The organism is Actinoplanes sp. NPDC049598, from assembly GCF_040675435.1.
GTDB lineage: Bacteria > Actinomycetota > Actinomycetes > Mycobacteriales > Micromonosporaceae > Actinoplanes.
The window spans coordinates 1-20,779 of record NZ_JBFAOX010000051.1; the positions used below are offsets into that span (position 1 = coordinate 1).

The 20,779-nt window shown below is 71.6% G+C and carries 18 protein-coding genes and 1 pseudogene; 11 read left to right on the top strand and 8 right to left on the bottom strand.

The features are described from left to right. The first annotated feature begins 417 nt into the window (after positions 1-417). Both AB0J66_RS48985 and AB0J66_RS48990 read left to right on the top strand, forming a co-directional pair. The gene (locus AB0J66_RS48985; protein WP_364676260.1) at positions 418-966 is read left to right on the top strand and encodes a nucleotidyltransferase family protein; all 549 of its coding nucleotides are present in this window, start codon (positions 418-420) and stop codon (positions 964-966) included. 34 nt (positions 967-1,000) lie between these two features. After that, on the top strand, positions 1,001-1,189 hold the full coding sequence (locus AB0J66_RS48990) for a hypothetical protein (RefSeq protein ID WP_364676217.1): 189 nt from the start codon (positions 1,001-1,003) through the stop codon (positions 1,187-1,189). A 10-nt stretch (positions 1,190-1,199) separates the two neighbouring features. On the opposite strand, the gene AB0J66_RS48995 is transcribed toward AB0J66_RS48990, so the two are convergent. The 3 genes from AB0J66_RS48995 to AB0J66_RS49005 all read right to left on the bottom strand — a co-directional run bounded on the left by AB0J66_RS48995 (position 1,200) and on the right by AB0J66_RS49005 (position 4,862). Continuing rightward, on the bottom strand, positions 1,200-1,451 hold the full coding sequence (locus AB0J66_RS48995) for a PASTA domain-containing protein (RefSeq protein ID WP_364676220.1): 252 nt from the start codon (positions 1,449-1,451) through the stop codon (positions 1,200-1,202). 294 nt (positions 1,452-1,745) lie between these two features. After that, positions 1,746-2,153 carry a nuclear transport factor 2 family protein gene (locus AB0J66_RS49000; protein WP_364676263.1) on the bottom strand — a complete coding sequence of 136 codons (408 nt, stop codon included), beginning with the start codon at positions 2,151-2,153 and terminating at the stop codon, positions 1,746-1,748. Between the two features lie 3 nt (positions 2,154-2,156). Next, complete coding sequence (locus tag AB0J66_RS49005; protein ID WP_364676223.1) at positions 2,157-4,862, bottom strand: alpha-amylase family glycosyl hydrolase; 2,706 nt, start codon at positions 4,860-4,862, stop codon at positions 2,157-2,159. Positions 4,863-5,061: 199 nt separating this feature from the next. On the opposite strand from AB0J66_RS49005, the gene AB0J66_RS49010 reads away from it, so the two are divergent. After that, positions 5,062-8,694, top strand: coding sequence for a S8 family serine peptidase (locus tag AB0J66_RS49010; protein WP_364676225.1), 3,633 nt, complete (start codon positions 5,062-5,064; stop codon positions 8,692-8,694). 9 nt (positions 8,695-8,703) lie between these two features. On the opposite strand, the gene AB0J66_RS49015 is transcribed toward AB0J66_RS49010, so the two are convergent. The 3 genes and pseudogenes from AB0J66_RS49015 to AB0J66_RS49025 all read right to left on the bottom strand — a co-directional run. Beyond that, positions 8,704-8,844, bottom strand: a complete 141-nt coding sequence (locus tag AB0J66_RS49015; RefSeq protein ID WP_364676227.1) for a hypothetical protein — start codon at positions 8,842-8,844, stop codon at positions 8,704-8,706. Positions 8,845-8,849: 5 nt separating this feature from the next. Further along, on the bottom strand, positions 8,850-10,919 hold the full coding sequence (locus AB0J66_RS49020; RefSeq protein WP_364676229.1) for a WD40 repeat domain-containing protein: 2,070 nt from the start codon (positions 10,917-10,919) through the stop codon (positions 8,850-8,852). Beyond that, positions 10,870-11,061 (bottom strand): annotated as a pseudogene (locus tag AB0J66_RS49025) (hypothetical protein); the annotation flags it as partial. The pseudogene AB0J66_RS49025 and the gene AB0J66_RS49020, both read right to left, overlap by 50 nt. A 29-nt stretch (positions 11,062-11,090) precedes the next feature. On the opposite strand from AB0J66_RS49025, the gene AB0J66_RS49030 reads away from it, so the two are divergent. Beyond that, positions 11,091-11,477: an RICIN domain-containing protein gene (locus AB0J66_RS49030; RefSeq protein ID WP_364676232.1), complete on the top strand. Its 387-nt coding sequence runs from the start codon at positions 11,091-11,093 to the stop codon at positions 11,475-11,477. 3 nt (positions 11,478-11,480) lie between these two features. Here the strand turns inward: AB0J66_RS49030 and AB0J66_RS49035 are convergent, their stop codons facing one another. Further along, a complete protein-coding gene (locus AB0J66_RS49035) occupies positions 11,481-12,104 on the bottom strand; it encodes a TetR/AcrR family transcriptional regulator (RefSeq protein ID WP_364676234.1) in 624 nt (207 codons plus the stop codon). Positions 12,105-12,164: 60 nt separating this feature from the next. Between AB0J66_RS49035 and AB0J66_RS49040 the strand changes: the two genes are divergently transcribed. Further along, complete coding sequence (locus AB0J66_RS49040; RefSeq protein WP_364676237.1) at positions 12,165-13,235, top strand: hypothetical protein; 1,071 nt, start codon at positions 12,165-12,167, stop codon at positions 13,233-13,235. On the opposite strand, the gene AB0J66_RS49045 is transcribed toward AB0J66_RS49040, so the two are convergent. After that, positions 13,180-14,340 (bottom strand): GAF domain-containing sensor histidine kinase, encoded by a 1,161-nt coding sequence (locus tag AB0J66_RS49045; RefSeq protein WP_364676240.1) that lies wholly within the window; start codon positions 14,338-14,340, stop codon positions 13,180-13,182. The genes AB0J66_RS49040 and AB0J66_RS49045 overlap by 56 nt on opposite strands. A gap of 110 nt (positions 14,341-14,450) precedes the next feature. On the opposite strand from AB0J66_RS49045, the gene AB0J66_RS49050 reads away from it, so the two are divergent. The 6 genes from AB0J66_RS49050 (at position 14,451) to AB0J66_RS49075 (ending at position 20,646) form a co-directional block, all read left to right on the top strand. Next, on the top strand, positions 14,451-15,968 hold the full coding sequence (locus AB0J66_RS49050; protein WP_364676243.1) for a class I SAM-dependent methyltransferase: 1,518 nt from the start codon (positions 14,451-14,453) through the stop codon (positions 15,966-15,968). A 67-nt stretch (positions 15,969-16,035) separates the two neighbouring features. Then, positions 16,036-16,692, top strand: coding sequence for a DUF4142 domain-containing protein (locus AB0J66_RS49055; RefSeq protein WP_364676246.1), 657 nt, complete (start codon positions 16,036-16,038; stop codon positions 16,690-16,692). Further along, positions 16,689-17,396, top strand: a complete 708-nt coding sequence (locus AB0J66_RS49060; RefSeq protein WP_364676249.1) for a class F sortase — start codon at positions 16,689-16,691, stop codon at positions 17,394-17,396. The genes AB0J66_RS49055 and AB0J66_RS49060 overlap by 4 nt, the downstream gene beginning before the upstream one ends. 28 nt (positions 17,397-17,424) lie before the next feature. Further along, positions 17,425-18,909, top strand: a complete 1,485-nt coding sequence (locus tag AB0J66_RS49065; protein WP_364676252.1) for an FAD-dependent oxidoreductase — start codon at positions 17,425-17,427, stop codon at positions 18,907-18,909. A gap of 58 nt (positions 18,910-18,967) precedes the next feature. After that, positions 18,968-20,074 carry a phospho-N-acetylmuramoyl-pentapeptide-transferase gene (gene mraY, locus AB0J66_RS49070; RefSeq protein ID WP_364676255.1) on the top strand — a complete coding sequence of 369 codons (1,107 nt, stop codon included), beginning with the start codon at positions 18,968-18,970 and terminating at the stop codon, positions 20,072-20,074. Further along, positions 20,071-20,646 (top strand): DUF4232 domain-containing protein, encoded by a 576-nt coding sequence (locus tag AB0J66_RS49075; RefSeq protein WP_364676257.1) that lies wholly within the window; start codon positions 20,071-20,073, stop codon positions 20,644-20,646. The genes mraY and AB0J66_RS49075 overlap by 4 nt, the downstream gene beginning before the upstream one ends. Positions 20,647-20,779: the final 133 nt, after the last annotated feature.

The window sequence follows — 20,779 nt, forward strand, 5'->3', positions numbered from 1 at the left end:
ACTCATAACGTTCGATGTCATCACTCACGGTGCCCATCCCGCCAGGTCTTCAGCCTGGCGTGTCGGGCCGGAAACACCTCTCGTGACACAGTCCCTAGCGGACCCCAGAACCAGACCGGAAAGGCCCCATGATCGGTGGCCAGGTCGAGCCGTCGGCCCGTCGGCGGGTTTCCGTACGGGCACCAGGCGTGATGATCGCGGAAGTCGGTCACATGCACACTATGATCGAGAGCTTCCCTGGTGGCACCGACCGCGGCCGAGGACCGTGTCTGCTATCGAGCAGCGTTTCCTGCTAGGTGGTCCTCGTGTGCCCTGGCCTGCGACGCGCCGGGCCCCGCCGGGACCGCTGCGCAGCAGGAGCGTCCTGTCGTGGGCGGCGGCGTGGTGCCTGCTCTGGTCTAGGGTCCTTGGGTGGGCATGAACGCGCAGGGCATTGTGGGTGTTGTCGAGTCAGACGCCGAGGCGATGAGCATTCTGCGGGCTGCGGCCGGCCTCGGGCTGCCGGACTGGTGGATCGGTGCCGGTTTCGTTCGTAACCGCGTTTGGGATGCGATCAGCGGGCTTCCGGCTGTGCCGCCGCGCGACGTGGATGTCGCCTACTTCGACCCGGAGCGGCCGGACCCTGGTGCGGATGAGCGGGCCGAAGCGCAAGCCAGAACGATCCTTCCCGGGGTGCCGTGGGAGATTCGTAATCAGGCACGGATGCATCTGCGCAACGGCGACGATCCGTACACGTCCACGCTGGACGCGGTGTCGCGCTGGCCGGAGACGGCAACGTGCGTCGCGGTGACCTTGCGGGGCGACTCGGTTCACCTGGTGACCTGCCATGGGGTCGACGACCTGGTAGGAATGGTTGTCCGCCCCTCTCCGGCCTTCGACGACGCGGTGGGCCGAGCGACGGTGAAACGGCGCGTGGAGACCAAGGGCTGGCTCGATCGATGGCCCGTGCTCCGACTGGCCGTCTAGCGCAAGCCGCCGACGTCGGCCGAGGGGGACGGACATGACGAAGCGGAGGTACGTCGCTCGAGGCGTCCCCGGCGGCTACCGGATCTGGGACATTAAGGCCGGGCGCTGGTGGGGCGAGTCGTACGAGCTGTACCCCGCCGAGCTGCTGGCGCAGTTGAACGGTCCCCGCGACCGCGAGAGGATCATCGCGCTGATGCGTGAATACCGCGCCCACAAGCGATAGACGGCGCGGATCACCCGTCGGAGTACTTCTTGACCGTCGCGGTGATGAACGAGTCCGCGGCCACCGTGGTGCCCGCCTTCAGATTCTGCGAGACGACCACCCAGTTGGCGTCGATCACCGGGAGCCGGTTGGCGCCGGTCGCGTCGACAGCCGGCGCGACATGCAATCCCGCCGCCCGCCACCGGTCCTGCGCCGACTGGTAGTCGAGCCCGACACCGTTGGGCACCTTGACCTTCGCCGGGGCCACTGTCGTCGGGGCCACCTTTGCCTTCGTGGTCGTCGCAGCGGTCGCCGCAACTGTCGTCGCAGCGGTCGTCGCCGGACTCGGTTGGGTCGAAACCGGCGCCGTGGTCAGTGGGGCAGCGGTGGCCGGCGCTTCCGCCGTATTGCCGCTGTCGGTGCTGGAACAGCCCGCGAGAGCTAATGCGAGGCCGAGAATGATCCCGCACATTGTCTTGTTATGCATCGCCGGAGGCTAACGCCTTGCTCATGAGCGGATCAGCTGAACACCCCTCGGCCGGACATCCGATGGCGGATAAGTGCACAAGTTCGGCCGTCATGGCAGCCGGAATCGGTCCGCCGTCCAGCCCGATTGACCGGGAAGACCGTAGCGTTCCACCAGGTGTTCTCGACCCGTGGGTGGTTCGTAGGGCTCGGGCCGGTAGTCGGCGATCCTGGTGATCAGACCTTCCGCGGAGACGTCCAGCCAGACGCAGGCGTCCTGTCGCTCGGCGCCGACCTGGACGTCGAGCAGCAGGGCGGCTGTGGATCCGTCGGCGACGATGCGGCGGAGGCGGAGGTGCCGGTCGCTGGGGTAGTCGGTGTTGAAGGTCAGGTAGGCGGCCGCGGATGCGTTAGCGGGTCTGGGCATCCCGTAGACGACATCGGGGTCCAGCAGGGTGGTCAGGAACGGCCAGTCGTGGCGTTCCAGACAGTTGATGTGGGCGACCGGTCCGTGGGGCAGGGGCTACTGGGGGGCTGTCGTGTAGACGGTGGGGTCGCCCTGTTTGAGCCAGATCTGGGGGTGGTCTATCGGGGTGAAGGAGCGGTCGCCGCCGGGCTCACGAGTAGTGGGCACTGTGTCGCCGTTGGGCTGGTGGAGGATGAAATTGACGGGCTTGGTGTCGTCGGTCAGGGGGATCTCGTAGGTGGCCCAGCCGTTTTCGATGCGGGTGGGGGGCCACGGTTTGTCCCACGCGATCTGGGCCAGGGTGGCCGGGTCTACCGCGTCGCCCCACAGGTGCAGGCCCCAGCCGGTGTAGTCGCCGGCCGGGCGCTGGTAGTGCACGGTGGCCGTGGTCAGCGGGGGGCCCGCGTAGCGGACCGTGCGGAGGGCGGTGCTGCCCTCGTTGAGGATGGCGCGGTAGCGGATCTGGGTGCCGGCGGGCAGGTTGAGCGGGGTCAGGTTGTCGAAGACCGTGTACGCGGGGGACGAGCTGTCCCGGCCGATCGGGGTCCAGGCGGCGCCGGCGATGCTGCGTTCGAAGCGGACGACGTGGGTTGACCTTTCCGGGTCGGCGACGGCTCGGACCTCGACGGTGCCGCGGACGTTGGCGCCCTCGGCCGGGGCCTCGATGGTCAAGGAAGGGGCCGGGACCCGGGCCGTACGGGTCGTGCTCGTGCCCGTGTGCCCGGCGTTGTCCAGGACCACGGCCCGGTACTCCACCGGCGTTCCCGGGCGCAGGCCGGACACGTCGTGGAAGACCTGGTAGGGGGCGTTGTCGTCGGTGCCGATGGGCGTCCAGCGGCCGTGGCCGGACCGCGCGTAGAAGGTGACCTCGGCGAACGAGGAACCGGCGACCGTGGCCGGGACCTGGATGCGCCCGGCGGCCGGGGTCAGCGCGCCGAGCGACACCGCCGGCGCGGCCTTGGACGTGGGGATGCGGCCGGTCGAGGCGTACACGACCGTGGACAGCGGCGGCACGGTGACGGTGATCCGCCGGTCGGCCGCCGAGGTGACTGTGGACGGCCCCGACCCGTACAGCCGCTGGAAGTTGCCCCTGGAGAAGTAGGTCGGTATGGCGGCTGTGCGCGCCTGCTCGCTGTTGTTGAGCGCGACCACGTATTCACGGTCGGAGGAGCGGGAGAATGCGTAGATTCCGGCGTCAGCGGAGGCGTAGCGGTGCTGGAAGGCGCCGTCGCGCAGCGCCGGATGGCGGCGGGTCAAGGAAGCCAGCGCGGCGATGTCCCGGTAGAGCGGATGGCCGGCCACGAAGTTGTCCTGCGCGTGGGTGGCCGTACTGCCGAGCAGATCGTCGTCCAGGTAGTCGGGGACGCGGCTGGCGAACATCGTCTGCCGGGCGTCCTGGTCGCCGCCGGGGCCGGTGAAGCCCTGTTCGTCGCCGTAGTAGACGACCGGGTTGCCGCGGGCGAAGTACATCAGCTCGTGGGCGAGCCGGTCGCGGGCCAGCCACTCGGCGTCGCCGGCGCCGGGGTTGTCGCCGACCACGAAGGAGCCGATCCGGCCCATGTCGTGGTTACCGAGGAAGGTCGGCAGCTGGTAGACGTTCGAGTCGGCGTCGGTGTACCAGTCGTCGGCGGCGAAGAACGAGCCGAGCGCGGCCGCCGGTTGCCCGCGGGAGGCGAAGTTGCGGGCCGCGTCCTGGAACGGGAAGTCGAGCACCGCCTGCATGCGGTCGCGGGTGGTGAACTGGGAGGTGAAGCTGCGGGAGGTGTCGAAGACCTCGCCGAACATGAAGAACTCGGGCTTGCCGTGCTTGCGGGCGAACGACAGCACGTCGGGGCCGAACTTCTGCCAGAACTCGTCGTTGACGTGCTTCATCGTGTCGATCCGGAAGCCGTCGATGCCGAACCCGGCGATCCACGACTCGTACACCTCGGTCATGCCCTTGACCACACGCGGGTTCTCGGTGAACAGATCGTCGAGCCCGAAGAAGTCGCCGTAGAGCGAGTTCTCGCCGGTGAACGTGGTGTCGCCGCGGTTGTGGTAGAGCGTGACGTCGTTCAGCCAGGCCGGCACCTTCAGGTTCTTCTCGGCCGGGTCCAGCACGGGGACATAGGGGAACGAGGTCGCGGGGTCGAGGGCCGGGAAGGGCCGGTGGTCGCGGTCGTCGAACGGCCTGCCCGCGGCGTCGCGATACGGCACGACATCTTTGGAGATGTACGGCTGACGCGCGCCCGACTGGTAGCCGATGACATCCGCGGTGTGGTTGGTGATGATGTCGAAGTAGACCTTCATGCCCCGGGCGTGGGCCGCGTCGACCAGCGACCGCAGCTCGGCGTTGGTGCCCAGGTGCGGGTCGATCTGGGTGAAGTCGGTGATCCAGTACCCGTGGTAGCCGGCCGACGGCCCGTCCTCGAGCTGCACGGCCTTGTTCTTGAAGCTGGGCGTCAGCCAGATCGACGTGGTGCCGAGACCCTGGATGTAGTCGAGCCGCTGGCGCAGCCCGGCCAGGTCGCCGCCGTTGTAGAAGCCCTTGCGGGTCGGGTCGAACCCGGAGACCAGCGGATCGGCGCCGAGCCCGCCCTGGTCGTTGGCGGTGCTGCCGTTGGCGAACCGGTCGGCCATCACGAAGTAGAAGTTCTCGTCGGAGACCGGCGCCCGCAACGAGTGCCGTCCGGGCAGTTGACTGCCGGCCGCGGCGGGCGAGCTCACCGCCGTCCCGGCCAGAACGGCGGACATCAGAACAGCGAGATGCCGGCGGATGCGCATCGGACCTCCCCTGGGCGTCTGATCGACCGTAATGGATTTTTGTGGCGGCCATCGACAGCCGAACGGACGACCCTTGTTTCGGCCGTCCACGCATTCGGTTTCCAGCGTATTAACGGGCAAGATCAACCGGGATCACATCGATCGGGCTGCTTGTAGCGTCACCAGCACTTCAGGCCTCTGATCGAGTCGAGGTGTTCCGTTGACGCATTCCTTCATCGGCCGGTCCGTGCCGCTCATCGTCGCGGCCGCGGCCACGCTGGCGGTGACCCCGCCGGCGGCCGCCCACGCCGGGGCTGACAAAGTCCCCGACAAAAGGACCACGATCACGTTGATCACCGGGGACAAGGTGACCGTGCGGCCCGGCGTCGTCACGGTCGCGGGGCCGGACGGCGGGCCGGTCGGCGCCCACATCACGACCGTCGGCCCGGACACATACGTCTACCCCGACAGCGCCAAGCCGTACGTGGCCACCGGCCGGTTGGACAAGCGGCTGTTCAACATCACGTACCTGCTCCGCGAGGGCTACGGCGACGCCCGGACCGACCGGCTGCCGGTCATCGTCGGCTACCAGAACACGGCGGCCCGCCAGCAGAAAGGCGCCCTGCCCGAGGCGAGCACCGAGGTGCGGGCCCTGCCGAGCATCGACGGCCGCGCGCTGAGCACGGACCGCAGCCGGGCCGTGGACTTCTGGTCCTCGCTGACCGGTGTGGCCCCGACCGCCGAGGCGCGGAAGGCGACCAGCGCGCCGGTCTTCGGGCACGGCATCACCAAGGTGTGGCTGGACGGCAAGGTGCATGCCGCGCTGGCCGACAGCGTGGACCAGATCGGTGCCCCGGAAGTCTGGGCCGGCGGCAACACCGGTGAGGGCGTCGACGTCGCCGTGCTCGATACCGGCGTCGACGCCGGGCACCCGGACCTGGCCGGTCGGATCGAGTCGACCGCCAGCTTCGTGCCCGGCGAGGACGTCACCGACGGGCACGGGCACGGTACGCACGTGGCCTCCACCATCGCCGGCACCGGCGCCGCGTCCGGGGGCAAGGAGCGCGGAGTCGCGCCGGGGGCCGATCTGGAGATCGGCAAGGTGCTCGACAACGGCGGCTCCGGCCAGGACTCCTGGATCATCAGCGGCATGGAGTGGGCCGCCCGGGAGCGCAAGGCCAAGGTCATCAGCATGAGCCTGGGCGGCGACCCGACCGACGGCACCGACCCGATGAGCGCGGCCGTGAACGAGCTCAGCGCCGAGACCGGCGCCCTGTTCGTCATCGCGGCCGGCAACAGCGGCCCGGCCGAGACGACCGTCGGGTCGCCCGGCGCGGCCGACGCCGCCCTGACCGTGGGCGCGGTCGACGCCGAGGACCACCTCGCCGACTTCTCCAGCCGGGGCCCGCGCGCGATCGACGGCGCCCTCAAGCCGGAGATCACCGCGCCCGGCGTCGGCATCCTGGCCGCCCGCTCGCAGTACGCCAGTGAGGGCGAGGGCTTCTATCAGACGATGAGTGGCACCTCGATGGCCACGCCGCACGTGGCCGGCGCGGCCGTCCTGCTGGCCGCCCAGCACCCCGGCTGGACCGGCCCGCAGCTCAAGGACGCGCTGGTCAGCACGGCCAGGGAAACCCCCGACTACAGCGCCTACGAGGCAGGCAGCGGCCGGCTCGACATCGCCGCCACCACCAAGGCCACCGTGTTCGCGTCGGCCACCGCGTACCTGGGCATCCACCCGCTCTCCGACGAGCCGACCGGCACGGTAGAGAAGCCGATCACCTACACCAACACCGGCGGTACGGCCGTCGACCTGGACCTCAGGCTGGACGGGCCGAGCCTGCTCACGCTCTCGGCGTCACGGGTGACCGTCCCGGCCGGCAGCACCGCCACGGTCACCGTCACCGCGAAGCTGGGCAGCACCCAGGACAAGGGCCGCTACACCGGCACGGTCGTCGCCACCGCCGGCGGCAGCAAGGTGGCCGACACGCTCGTCGGGATCAGCACCGAGGACCAGCCGCGGCACCTGACCATCACGCCCACCGGCCGCAACGGCGAGCCGATGCCCGGCGAGATCCTGATGCTGCGCGAGGGCGACCCGGCCGGCGCCTACTACAACTTCCTCACCCAGGACGGCCGCCCGATCGACGTGCTCGTGCCCGACGGCAAGTACGCGGTGTGGATGTGGGGCGACGTCCAGGGCGGTCACGGCCCCGACTCGCGCGGTCTGGCCCTGGTCAGCGCGCCCACGGTGGTCGTCGAGAAGAACACTGCCGTCGAGCTGAAGGCCGCCACCACCCGCGAGGTCCAGGCGATCACGCCCAAGGTCTCGGCCGACACCGAGGTCCGCCTCGATTACCACCGCGAGCTGGGCGCCACGGCCGAGGCCACCGACGCGTACATCCTGAACCGCTACTACGACAGCATCTGGGTCACTCCGGGCCAGAAGGCGCGCGACGGCAAGATGTCGGTGACCGCCCGCTGGCGCAAGATCGAGCCGGTCCTGTCGATCGAGAACTCGGGCATGAAGTACGACGATCTGATCCTGCTGCCCGGTTCGACTCCGCCCGCCGAGGGCGATCGCAAGATCGAGGCGGTCTTCGCCGGGACCGGCACCACGGCCGACTTCGCCCAGGTCAACGTCAAGGACAAGATCGCGGTGGTACGCCGTGACGACCTCGACGACCAGGTGGCGGCGGCCGAGAAGGCCGGGGCGGCGGTGCTCGCGGTCGTCAACAACGAACCCGGGCGCTACTTCGACGCCACCCACAAGACCAAGCTGGCCGTGGTGTCGCTGACCAAGGACGGCGGCGACAAGCTGATCGCGCAGCTGGCCCAGGGCCGGGTGAGCCTGCGCGCCGTCTCCGACCCGAGCACCGACTACCTGTACGACCTGGTCCGGTACTGGCCGAACGGGACACCGAAGTCGCTCACCTACCGCCCGTCCGAGCGGGAGCTGGCCCGGGTCGACGTCGACTTCCAGAGCACCTCGAGCCGGGAGATCTCCGAGAAGCGCTTCGACAAGAACCCCGACCTGCCGGTGAAGGTCGGCTCGACCCTGCTGATGACCTCCGGCCGGTTCCGCACCGACTGGATCACCGCGCAGGACGACATCACGTGGTCGACCGACATGGACGACTGGTACTCGTTCCAGCTCGGCGGCGACCAGAAGTACAAGCCGGGCAGCCGGACCTCCGAGACCTGGCTGGGCGCGATCCAGCGGCCCCGGATCAACGAGGCGGTCACGCTGCCCCGCCGCGACGGCGACCGGATCGTGGCCGAGATCCCGGGCTGGGGCGACTCCGGTGCCAACCACGCCGGCGTGGCCTTCCCGGACGGCGGCGAGATGACCGCGACCCTCTCGCAGGGCAGGACGGTGCTCGAGCAGAACACGTACAACTGGATCGACACGAACACCGGGTTGAGCCCGAAGCGCCTGCCGTACCGGATCGTGGCCACGACCAAGCGGGACGCGGCCAGCTACCCGTATTCGGTCAGCACCCGTACGGTCTGGGACTTCGTCTCCGACGCCCGGACGGCGCGCCTGCCGCTGGTCCAGCTCGACTACAAGGTCGACACCGACATCTCGCACCGGGCCTCCCGCTCGGCCGAGATCACGGTCAGCCCGGCGGCGCTGCCCGGCGCCCCGAACGCCAGGTCGGCCACCCTCGCGGTGTCCTACGACGACGGGGCGACCTGGACGGCCCAGCGCCTGCGCACGACCAAGGACGGCTGGACCACGGACCTGCGGGCCCCGAAGAAGGCCCAGCACGTCACGCTCCGGGCCGGCGCGACCGACGCGCACGGCAACAAGGTCGAGCAGACGATCACCAGGGCCTTCGGCCTGAAGTGACCCCGGCTCTCACGCCGCGGGACCGCGCAGATACTGGGCGCGCTCCTGCGGCGTGAAGTCGCGGGTGGTGCGCTGCTCGGCCAGGGTGAGCACGTCGGCGACCGGCCCGCACACCGGGCACGGCAGGAAGCGGACGATCGAGCCGTTCAAGGTGATCAGCTGCTCCCCGGTGGCGTCGAAGACGATCTGGCGGGCCCCGCTCGGCAGGTCGAAGGTGAGGGGTTCGCCGCCGGCCGTCTTCCACACGCGTACGACGTCGTCGCTGCCCACCCCGGCGATCGGCGAGCCGTCCGGGCTGAAGCCGATCGCGGTCGTCTGCCCCACGGTGCCGGTGAGCACGACCGGATCGCCGCCCCGGTCCACGGCCCAGACCCGGAGGTGCCCGCCCGGCTGACCGCGATCGGCCCGCCGCCGTCGAACCGGGCGGCGGCCCCGGGCGAGCCGGCCCGCCAGACGTGGATCCCGTCCTCGCTGTCTCCGCAGTCGACGGCCAGCATCGTGCCATCGTCGCTCAGGGCGACCCTGTTGCTGGTCAGCGTCCTGTCCGGCCGGCGCGGGCAGTCGAGCACGGCCGGCTCGGGACGCCACCAATAGATCTTCTCGCTGTCGGTGGCCGCCGCGGCCAGGGTACGCCCGTCCCGGCTGACGGCGAGCTCCAGCGGGCCGCCCGCCGGGGCCCGGGCCAGCGTCGTCGTCCGGCCCGGCTGCCGGGTGGGGAAGGCGGCGATCGTGCCGGATCGCGTAGCCGCGACGGTGACGCTGCCGTCGTCGCCGAGCACCGCCGAGCCCGGCGGCACGGGCAGGGTCACCCGGTCCGGCACGGCGGTGGTGTCCCACACGCGTACGGTCTTGTCGTCGCTGCCGGACATCAGCCGGCGCCCGTCGGGGCTGAAGGCCAGGGCCCGTACGGCGCCGCGGTGACCGCGCAGGGCCAGACCGTGGGTGTAATCGGCGCCGTCCCAGATCCGGACGGTCCGTTCCTGGGTGCCGGCGGCGAGCCGGCGCCCGTCCGGGCTGAAGGCCACGCTGTCGTAATAGAACTCCGGGCCGCGGTACTCCTCCGGCGCGCCCCGCCCACCGGCCGGCCAGACCGAGACCTTCCCGAAGCCGCCGACGGCGATCCGGCGGCCGTCCGGGCTGACCGCGACCGAGCCGGGGAAGCTCTCGGCGGACTGCCGGATCACCACCGGCGGGGCCGTGCCGCCGACGTCCCAGACCCGGACGGTGCCGTCGTCGGCGGCCAGGACCAGTCGCCCGCCCAGGCCGAAGTCGAGGTCACCGACGTTCCCGTCCGGGCCGAAAGCGAGGTCGCCCCCGGACACCGGCGCGGTGCTCGGCGGTGTCCGGCCCGTCTCGTCCCACAGCTTGATCACACCGCCCAGGTCGGCGCTGGCCACCTGGGAGCCGTGCACGGCCAGGGCGGAGATCTCGCTCCCGTGCCCGGGCATCGTGCGGACCGAGTGCGCGTCGGCCGCGCTCTGGCGCAGCACCCCCTCGGTCTCGGCGTCCGGGTGCAGCCCGTACGCCCGCCGCGCGAGCAGCAGCGCCAGCTCCGGATCGGTCATCCGCTCGGCCCGGGCCCCGGCCGCCAGCTCCCGGGCCACGGCCCGGTCCCGTTCGGACCCGGCCCGCCGGGCCGACGCGATCGCGACCACCGCCAGCACCGAGACCACGGTCAGCACCGCGACGAGACCGGCGAACAACCCGTGCGTACGCCGCCGGCGGGACCGGGCCTCGCGGTCCCGTAGGGCGCGCCCGGCCTCGAGGAACTCCCGCTCCGCGCCGGCCGGGTCGATGATCCCGGCCTCGGACGCCTCCACGGTGCTCGACAACCGCTGCCCCCGGTAAAGCGCGCCCTCGTCGCGGCCGAGCGCGGTCCAGACCGCCGCCGCCTCGGTCAGCTGGCGGTGCAGCCGCAACCCGGCCCGGCTCTCGTCGACCCAGCCCCGCAGCCGCGGCCATGCGCCGATCAGCGCCTCGTGCGCGATCTCGGCTCCGTGGGCGTCGGTGGTGACCAGCCGGGCGGCGGCGAACGCCTCGATCACCACGGGGGCCGATCCGATAGCGTCCAGCTCGGCCCGGCTCAGCCGCCGCCGGGTGATCAGCCCGTCGTCGCCCGCGTCGACCATCCGCAACAGCACCCGCCGCGCGGCCTTCCGGTCGGGCTCGGAACAACCGCTCGTACGCCTGCTCGGCCGTGCGGGCCACGGCGCCGGCCACCCCACCCGCCGCCCGATAGCCGGCCAGTGTCACCATCGCCCCTTGGCGCCGGTGCCAGGCCTCCTGCAACGCGTGCGCGGCCAGCGGCAGCGCCCCCGGCGCGTCGCTCACCTCGGCCACGATCGTGGCCACCAGCGCCCCCTCCACCCGCGCCGGCCCAGGCCGTGCTGACCCCGATGTACCTGTCGAGCGCCTACAACGACTACTACTGCGTCGACTACAACAGCTCGGCCAACGTGCCGGTCCTGGGCGAGTGCGACTACAGCTACGAGTGGCTGTTCGTGCCGGTCAACTCCAGCCAGAACACCTACAAGCTGACTCTCTACGTCGGCCAGACCAACATGTGCCTGGAGCAGCCGAGCCGGAGCTCCGACCACCTGATCGTCAGCTGGTGCGACGGCGCGCAGAACCAGACCTGGAAGATCGCCTACCGGGGGCCGGGCAACGTCCTGATCAGCTACGCCGGCACCGGCGCCTGCCTGGACGCGCCGTTCGGCGGATCGGCCGTCATCGCGGCCCGGGCCTGCCATTACGGGACCAACCAGCAGTGGTACAACTTCTGATCGTCAAGCCCGGCGGCCGCCTCCCCGGCGGCCGCCCGGCTCCGTGAGGCCGTGGCCGCGGACCAGCGGCAGGAACACCTCGTCGACGATCTCGGCCAGCACCTCGTCCGGGACCGAGGGGATGCCGCGCATGGCGTACTCCGCGCGGAGCAGCATCATCGGTGTCGTCGCCACCCGGAGGCGGAGGGCTTCCGCCGGCGCCTCGTCGCGGGCCACGGCTCGCTCCAGCATCACGAGCCAGGCGCGGTCCATGGTGTCCGTGCCGGACCGTTCGCGCATCAGGGTGAGCAGCTCCGGGTCGTCGGCCGCGGCGGCGAGCAGACTGCGCAGGACCGCTCCGTACGGCGACGACCAGGTCTCGTTGGCCCGCCGGAGCATCTCGAGGGCGTCGCTGCGGAGGGCGCCCGTGTCGGGCTCCGGCATGGCGGCGTCGGTCAGGTGCCGGTAGGCCGCGATCCCCAGGGCCGCCCGGTGCGGCCACCGCCGGTAGAGGGCGTTCTTGTTGGTGCCGGCGCGGGCGGCGACCCGGTCCATCGTCATCCCGGCGTATCCGGACTCGCGCAACTCGTCGGCCGCGGCGCGCAGGATCGCCTGTTCCAGCTCTTCGCCCCGGCGCCTCGTGCCCACGTCCTGTACGGTACGCCACGTACCTTATAGGGTACGCGTCGTACCTTAAGGAGGGCATCCATGCGCCTGTTCGGCATGAATTACGACACCGGCTTCGTGAGCGGCGGATCGACCACTCACGAGCCGTTCGACCCCGCGATCGTGCGGACAGATCTGCGGGTCGTCCGCGAGGAGCTGCACTGCGACGCGGTCCGGATCACCGGCGGGGTCCAGGACCGGCTGGAGCTGACCGCGCGGCTGGCGGCCGAGGCCGGGCTCGAGGTGTGGTACTGCCCGTTCACCAACGGTCTGGACCGTGACGGGCTCATGGCGTTCGTGCTCGACGGCGCCGAGCGGGCGGAACGGCTGCGCCGCGACGGCGCCTCGGTCGTGTATCTCACCGGTTCCGAGATCTCGATGTTCACCGACGGGTTCCTGCCCGGCCGTGATCTGGCCGAGCGGATGGCGCTGTTCGCCGATCCGATGCGGATGAGGGCGGCCGTCCCGGCGGCCCGGGCCGCGGTGCGCGACTTCCTCGCCGAGGCGGTGCCCGCCGTGCGTGAGCGGTTCGGCGGTCCCGTCGGATACGCCTCGATCCCGCTCGAGGACGTCGACTGGGCGCCGTTCGACATCATCGCCAGCGACGCCGGCTACCGCGACGCCACCAATGCCGCGGCGTTCCCGCAGAGCCTGGCGACGGCGGTGGGACAGGGCAAGCCGTACGCCGCGACCGAGTTCGGCTGCTGCACGTTCCGCGGCGCGGCCGACGTGGCCGGCGGGCTGGAACCGGTGACCTACGACGAGCGCGGCCGGGCTGTGGAGCTGACGGCGGAGCTGGAGCGCGACGAGGACGGCCAAGCGCGCTACATCGTCGACCTGCTGCGCGACTACGAGGCCGGCGGTGTGGCGGCGGCGTTCGTGTACACCTTCGCGAACAGGCACCTCCCCACCACGGAGGATTCGGGGCACGACTACGACCTGGCCGCGCGGGGAATCGTGCGGGTGCGGCCGGACGGCTCGTGGACGCCCAAGGCCGCCTTTCACGCCCTTGCCGAGTACGGCCGTTCCCGCGTGCGGAATCGGACCGCCCGGCCGGCTAGGCGGCCGCGGGGAAGAGGACGCGGGCCGTCAGGCCGCCGCCGGCGGGGCTGACGAAGCTGAGCTCGGCGCCCTGGGCGTCCAGGATGCGCCGGGCCACCGACAGGCCCAGGCCCAGGCCGGGGGCCTCGCGACGGCGGGCGTCGCGGCCGCGGAAGAACGGGGTGCCGAGCTCGCCCAGCTCGGTCGCGTCCAGGCCGGCGCCGCGGTCGCGGACTTCCAGCGAGGGCCGGACGCCGCCGTGGATCGTGACGGTCACCGGCTCCTCGGGGGCGCTGAAGCCGAGCGCGTTGCTGAGCAGGTGCCCGATCGCCACCTCGAGCAGGCGCGGGTCGCCGCTGACCGAGACCGGCCGGGCCGGGGCCTCGACGACGAGCCGGTCCGCGGCCGGGCCGAAGGCGGCCGCCGCGGTCGCGATCAGCGACGTCAGGTCGATCGCGCAGGGGTCGCCGATCGGCTCGTGCGACTGCTGGTTGGTGGCCCGCAGCAGGGTGTCGACGGTGCGGCCGAGCCGGCGCGCGTTGCGGCCGATCGCCTCGGCCCGGGCCACGTGGGCGCCGGGCATCTCGGCCAGCATCTCGGCGTAGCCCTGGATGGCGGCCAGCGGGGTGCGCAGCTCGTGGGAGATCGTGGTGACGACGTCGTCGCGGGCCGACAGGCTCAGCGGCGACCACGCCCGCAGGTGGTGGCGCAGGGCGGTCTCGGTGTCGACCCGGCGGGCCAGCCGCTCCAGGTAGCGGCGGGTGGTGGCGGCGTCCAGCCCGCGCCGCTCGTTGTCGAAGACGCACAGCGCGCCGACGATGTGCCCCTCGTGGTAGAGCGGGGCGGCGGCGATGAAGTTGACGTGGGCGGCCCCGGAGACCAGCGGGTGGTCGGCCACCCGGGGATCGTGCGGCGCGTCGTCGAGCACCATGGTGTCGTGCGCGGTGGAGACCATGTCGCACAGCGACCGTGACTTGGGCACGTCCACCGCGGCCTGGATGCCCCAGGTGGCGGCGAAGTGGGCCAGGCCCTGGTCGGCCACCTTGAGGGCGGCCATCGGCGCTTGGCAGACATCAGCCGTCAGTTCCAGCACATCGATCACATCAGCCACCGCGGAGCGGTAGTTGGCCACCGCGAGCTGGCGCGGCTCGAAGGACCCGGCGTCCTGAGACTTCATCCTGCACCTCCGATGCGGCTGATTGCGACAGCGGAATCATCGGCAGCGGCTCCCGTGACGTGTGCGGGCTCACGGAGCAATAAAGGTGCAGGTCCTTATGATCAACGGTCATGACCGCGCCCTACGTGCTCTTTCCCGGGCGTCATCACCTGTTGACGCGCTTCCAGGCCGATTACCTCCGGCGGCTGGCCGGCGACGGCGCGGCCACGATCGTGTGGGCGGTGACCTCGGCCAACCACGAGAACACCAAGCGCAACCCGGTCCCGTACCACCGCCGGGAGGCCGCCATCGAGCGGTTCAGCGTGCTCACCGGGCTGCGCTCGCTGGCCGTGCCGGTCTTCGACACCGCCCCGACCGACCGGTTCGCGCAGGTCACCCTCAAGACCGTCACGGTCGCGACCGGGCTCGAGCTCACCCCGGACAACACCCTGGTCGCCTGCTCCACCCCACAGGTGGCCGCCCTCTACTCCGAGCTGGGCTACGACATCGCCCCCGTCGAAGCGGATCCGGCGCTCACCTCCGTACCGCCGGGTCCTTGGCATGTGCTTCTGCGTCTCGCGGCGGGTGACGAGTCGTGGCGCGAGCTCGCCCACCCGGCCACCGTCGACGTCTTCGACCGCTACCGGCTCACCGAGGTGGTCCGGACCGTGGTCAACGACCCGGTGGTGGGGGACGAGGGCGGGCTGACCGCCACCCGCGACTACCGCACCTACGTCGAGGCGTTCGCGGCGGCGGCCGAGCGCAAGTGGTCCGCCGTGCGGCAGTACGTGCAGCCCGGCCGCATCGTCGACATCGGCTGCGGGGCCGGTGCCGTGCTCGAGCTGGCCGACCGGGACGACGCCCTGCACGAGAGCGACCTGATCGGCGTCGAGGTGGCCCGGCATCTGTACCAGGAGTGCGTGCACAAGAAGGCGCAGGGCGTGTTCCGCAACGCCAACGTCTACTTCTACCAGCGCAACGTGCTGGGCGGGGCGGTGCTGCCGGACCGCTCCGTCGACACGACCCTGACGTTCGCGCTGACCCACGAGATCTGGTCGTACGGGTCGAGGCGCGAGTCGCTGCTGCGGTTCGCCCGCCGCATCCACGACCACACCGTGCCCGGCGGCGTCTGGATCAACAGCGACGTCTGCGGCCCGGCCGGCCGGACGCGCGAGGTGCTCCTGACCCTGCGGGACGACGACGGCGACAACCCGGACAAGCCGCGGACCGATCTGGCCGAGCTGTCGTCGGCCGAGGTGGCGGCGTACGTGGACGGGCTGTCCACGCGGGCCCGGCTCGACCAGTTCGCGCACGATTTCGCGTTTCCGTTCGGCTACCAGCCGGCCGGCGGAACGACGGTGCGCCTCGAGCTCGGCTCGGCCATGGACTTCCTCACGCGCAAGGACTACACCGACAACTGGCTGTCCGAGACCCGGGAGCAGTTCTGCGGCCTCTGTTTCGACGACTGGGCCGAGCTGCTGGCCGAGGCCGGCTTCGACGTCGACCCGGCCTCGCATCCGCTGCGCAACGACTGGGTGGTGGACAACCGGATCGCCCCGGTCGCGTCCCTGACCGACACCGACGGCCGGCCTCTGGACTGGCCGGACACCCACGCGATCATCGTCGCTCGCCGTCCCAGAATTAATTGAAGTTGCGTCGGTTAGTGCGTCGATTGACGGGTATCCGCCCCTCGCTCCCAACGAGAGGAACCCGTCAATGTTCATCAAGCGAGTCGCTGCCGCCATCGGTGTCGCGGGACTTCTCCTGCTGCCCGCCACCGCAGCCCAGGCCGCGCCCTCCGATCAGGACGCGGCATATCTGAAGGCGGCCCACCAGTCCAACCTGGCTGAGATCTCCGGCGGAAAGCTGGCCCAGCAGAAGGGGCAGAGCCAGCAGGTCAAGGACCTCGGCGCCCGGTTCGTGGCCGACCACACCAAGCTCGACGCGGCCGTTCAGCAGACCGCGAGCCAGCTCGGCGTGGACCTGCCGGCGGCCCCCAACGAGAAGCAGCAGGCGCTGGCCGCGAAGTACCAGCAGACCTCGGGTGACGCCTTCGACACCCTGTTCGTCTCGACGCAGATGGACGCGCACATGGCCGCCATGGCCAACGGCGAGAAGGAGATCGCCCAGGGCAGCGACGCCGCCGCCAAGAAGAACGCGCAGGCCGCGGCGCCGGTCATCGCCTCCCACCACGAGCTGCTGAACAACGCGGGCCGGGCCCTCGGCGTGCCGGGCGGCATCGACACCGGAACCGGTGGCGAGGCCGCGGCGCGGACCTTCACCGCTCCGGTGGTGGGCCTGATCGCCTTCGGGGTCCTGCTCACCGTGGCCGCGGTGGTGCTGCTCCGGCGCCGCCGGACCGCTCAGGCATGATCCGAAATCACCTCGACGGCCGGCGCGCGGCGGGCTTGACCGCCCTCGCCGCCGGCCTGTCGGCCGTGGTCGCCGGGATCGTGCTGGCGGTGCAGTCGGGCCGGCCACCCGCCGACGCCGGGGCCGTGCCCGTCTCGGTCGCCGCGCCGGCGTCCGCGGCCGCGCCCGCCTCCCCGGTCCCCGGCAGCGGCTCGCCCTCCCCGGTCCCCAGCAAGGGCTCGGCCTCCCCGGTTCCCGGCCGTGCCTCGGCCGCGCCGGCCCCGCCGGCCTGGGCCCCGCCGACCCGCGTCAAGATCGGTGGCCTACGAGTGGACGCTCCGGTCACTGCCGTGGGCGTCAATGCCGACCGATCGCTGGCCGTCCCGGACAACCCCGCGCAGCTCGGCTGGTGGATCGGCTCGGCGACGCCGGGCTCGCCGCGGGGGACCGTGCTGGTCGCCGGGCACGTCGACACCGCCGCGGACGGGCCGGGCGCCCTGTTCCGGCTCGAGACGCTGCCCCTGGGCGCGACCATCCAGCTGCGGGCGGGCGACCGCGTCGTGGCGTACAAGGCCGTTGCCCGTCGCAGTTACAGCAAGCAGCGTCTGCCGGCCGACCTGTTCCGCGATGACACCGCGCCCCGCCTCGCCCTGGTGACCTGCGGCGGCACCTTCCACCACGGGGTGTACAGCCACAACGTCGTCGTTTACGCCGAGCCGGTATAGGTCCTACGTGCCAGGGAAAGATCCCCGTATGACAAGCCGCCATGCCCGACGCCTCGTGCGCGTCGACCGCTCGCTGCCGCGCACCGCCGGCCACCCCGTCCGTACTGTCGTGGTCGGGGGTGGCATCGCCGGCATGACCGCCGCGCTGCTGCTGGCCGAGCGCGGCGTCGCGGTGACCCTGCTCGAACGCGACAAGCGGCTGGGCGGGCGGCTCTCGGCCTGGCCCATGCGGCTGGCCGACGGCTCGACCCAGATGGTCGGCCACGGCTTCCACGCGTTCTTCCGGCAGTACTACAACTGGCGCCACATCCTGCGCCGGATCGACCCCTCCCTGTCCTTCCTGCGACCGGCCAAGTCCTACCCCGTGGTGTCGCGCCGCTGGCCCGCGGAGGACTTCGGCGGGCTGCCCGGCAAGCCGCCGTGGAACCTGCTCGCGCTGATGGCGCGTTCGGCCAGCCTGCGTACGCGCGAGATGCGCGACGTCGACGGACCAACCACGCTCGCGCTGCTGCAGTACTCGCGGGACCGGACGTACCGGGAGTTCGACGACATGCCCGCGGCCGACTTCCTCGACCGCCTGGCCATGCCCGAGCGGGCCCGGGCGCTGCTGTTCGACGTGTTCGCCCACTCGTTCTTCAACCACGCGGCCGAGATGTCGGCGGCCGAGATGATCATGCAGTTCCACTTCTACTTCCTGCGCAACGCCGAGGGCCTGGACTTCGACGCGCCCGACGACGACTACCAGTCCGCCATCTGGAACCCGCTGACCGACCGGCTGCGGGCGCTGGGCGCCGACATCCGTACCGGCGCCGACGTCGACCGGATCGAACCGGGCTGGACGGTCACCCTGGCCGGGGGCGCCCAGCTCAAGGCGGACCACGTGGTGCTGGCCACCGATCCGAAAGCGGCCCGCGACATCGTCGCCGCCTCGGCCGGCCTCCCGCCGCGGCTGGCGAGCGACATGGCCACGATCAAGACCACGGCGCCGTACGCGGTGAGCCGCGTCTGGACCGACAAGGACGTGGCCGGTGACCGGGCCGTCTTCAGCAGCGTCGCCCGCGAGCCGCTGCTGGACTCGGTGAGCCTGTTCCACCGCGTCGAGCGGGGCGCGGCCCAATGGGCGCGGCGCACCGGGGGAGCGGTGGTCGAGCTGCACGCCTACGCGGCCGACGCCGGCATCGACGCGCCCACGGCCGCCCGCGACATGTGGTCCCAGCTGGGCGGCCTGTGGCCGGAGACGGCCGGGTTGCGCCCGCTGGTCACCGACTGCCGGATCGGCTACGACGCCCCGGCGTTCGACGTGGGCAGCGACGCCACCCGGCCCGGCGTGGTCACCGCCGCCGACGGGCTGCTGCTGGCCGGCGACTGGGTGCGCATGCCGTTCCCGTGCGCCCTGATGGAACGGTCGGCGGCGTCGGCCGCGATGGCCGCCAACACCGTGCTGCGGCGGCACGGCGTACGCCCGGTCCAGATCTATTCCGTTCCCACCCGGGGCCTGTTCGCCCGGCGGTGACTTGCCGCCGGGTGGCAAGCTCTGGACCCGTGATCGATTCCTACCGACCGGCCCGCCCGTGAGAGCGGTCATCGTCGCGGCCGCCGTCGCGTTCATCATCTCGCTGCTCGGCACGCCGATCGCGATCCGCGTGTTCACCGCGCTCAAGGCCGGCCAGCCGATCCGCGGCGGCCTGGGGCTGGCCAGCAACGCGGGCAAGACCGGCACTCCCACGATGGGCGGCGTCACGTTCGTGGTGGCGACCGTCTTCGCGTACGTCGCCGGGCATTTCGCCCTGACCACCCTGCCTGACCGGCAGATCGCGCAGGAGGGGCCGACCATGACGGCCCTGGTCCTGCTGGGGTTGTTCGTCTTCTGCGGTGTCGTCGGCTTCCTGGACGACCTGCTCAAGGTGCGCCGGCGCAACTCCGACGGGCTGAGCGCCAAGGGCAAGCTGCTCGGCCAGGCGCTCGTGGGCAGCGGGTTCGGCATCGCCGCGCTCTACGTGGCCAGCACCAACGGCCAGACCGTGGCCAGCGAGCACATCTCGCTCATCCGCGACATCAGCTGGCTCGACGTGGGCAAGGTCGGCTCGGTCATCGTCTTCGTCTTCGTGATCACCGCGATGTCCAACGGCGTGAACCTGACCGACGGCCTCGACGGCCTGGCCACCGGCGCGTCGGTCCTGGTCCTCGGCGCGTACGCCCTGATCGGCTTCTGGCAGTACCGGCACTGGTGCGCCGACGAGGCGTACGCCCGGGCCAACGACTACTGCTACCAGGTCCGCGACCCCCTCGACATCGCCATGATCGCCGCCGCCGCGGCCGCCGCCTGCGTGGGCTTCCTGTGGTGGAACACGTCCCCGGCCCGGATCTTCATGGGTGACGTGGGCTCGCTCTCCCTCGGCGGCCTGATCGGCGGGCTCGCCGTGGCCACCCGCACCACCCTGCTCTCGGTCCTGATCGGCGGGCTCTTCGTCCTCATCACGGTGACCTGGGTGATCCAGATCGTCTCGTACCGCACCACCGGCCGGCGTGTCTTCCGCATGGTGCCCCTGCACCACCACTTCGAGCTGGCCGGCTGGAGCGAGGTCAACATCGTGGTCCGCTTCTGGATCGTGGCCGGCGTCTGCGTGGCCGCCGGTCTGGGCCTGTTCTACTCCGACTTCCTGGCGGCCACCGGATGACGCTCCGTCGGTTCCTCCCGCTGCTGGCCGTGCCGCTGCTGGCCGCGTGCACAAAGCCGTGGCAGGCCACCAACGGCCTCGCCCCCACCCCCAGCATCGCGGTCCCGCCGGCTACGGCGCCGCCAACGGTCGTCCCCACGCCCCCGGTCGCGATCGAGGCGGCGGCCGCCTGCGACCTGACCGGCGTGCTCATCTCGGCCACCCGCGGCGACGCGGCCATGGGCTACCGCGAGATGAGCCTGATCATCCGCAACTGCGGCTCCAAGCCGTACGCCGTGCAGGGCCGCCCCGACATCGTCGTGCTCGGCAAGGATGGCCGGCCGCTGGACATCTCCGTCGAGCCCAGCGTGCATTACACCCCCGCTCCGAAACGCCTCGTCCTGAAGCCCGGCGCCTCGGCCCGCTCCGTCCTGTCCTGGCGCAACACCGTCACCAACGTCGGCGGCTACTCCGACACCGGCACGACGCTGGCCGTCGCCCCGTCCGAGACCAGCACCCGCCAGCTCGTTCCGCTGCAGTACTCGATGGACCTCGGCAACACCGGCCGCCTCGAGGCCAGCCCCTGGTTCTAAACAACAGCCCTCGGTCTCTCACGGGGGCCGTCTCCCGCTCACTTCTGCTGTCACACGGCGTCGTGTCCCGGCTTTACTCCAGGGCCGACTGATCCAGCGGGCCGACCCAGCCGCCGCCGGCCAAGGTCCGCGC

Excerpts from the sequence above, each read along its gene's own strand:
- AB0J66_RS48990 (WP_364676217.1), top strand. The coding sequence starts at position 1,001 with ATGACGAAGCGGAGGTACGTCGCTCGAGGCGTCCCCGGCGGCTACCGG.
- AB0J66_RS49065 (WP_364676252.1), top strand. The coding sequence starts at position 17,425 with ATGACAAGCCGCCATGCCCGACGCCTCGTGCGCGTCGACCGCTCGCTG.
- AB0J66_RS49030 (WP_364676232.1), top strand. The coding sequence starts at position 11,091 with ATGTACCTGTCGAGCGCCTACAACGACTACTACTGCGTCGACTACAAC.
- AB0J66_RS49045 (WP_364676240.1), bottom strand. The coding sequence starts at position 14,340 with ATGAAGTCTCAGGACGCCGGGTCCTTCGAGCCGCGCCAGCTCGCGGTG.
- AB0J66_RS49040 (WP_364676237.1), top strand. The coding sequence starts at position 12,165 with ATGCGCCTGTTCGGCATGAATTACGACACCGGCTTCGTGAGCGGCGGA.
- AB0J66_RS48985 (WP_364676260.1), top strand. The coding sequence starts at position 418 with ATGAACGCGCAGGGCATTGTGGGTGTTGTCGAGTCAGACGCCGAGGCG.
- AB0J66_RS49050 (WP_364676243.1), top strand. The coding sequence starts at position 14,451 with ATGACCGCGCCCTACGTGCTCTTTCCCGGGCGTCATCACCTGTTGACG.
- AB0J66_RS49005 (WP_364676223.1), bottom strand. The coding sequence starts at position 4,862 with ATGCGCATCCGCCGGCATCTCGCTGTTCTGATGTCCGCCGTTCTGGCC.
- AB0J66_RS49055 (WP_364676246.1), top strand. The coding sequence starts at position 16,036 with ATGTTCATCAAGCGAGTCGCTGCCGCCATCGGTGTCGCGGGACTTCTC.
- AB0J66_RS49060 (WP_364676249.1), top strand. The coding sequence starts at position 16,689 with ATGATCCGAAATCACCTCGACGGCCGGCGCGCGGCGGGCTTGACCGCC.
- AB0J66_RS49075 (WP_364676257.1), top strand. The coding sequence starts at position 20,071 with ATGACGCTCCGTCGGTTCCTCCCGCTGCTGGCCGTGCCGCTGCTGGCC.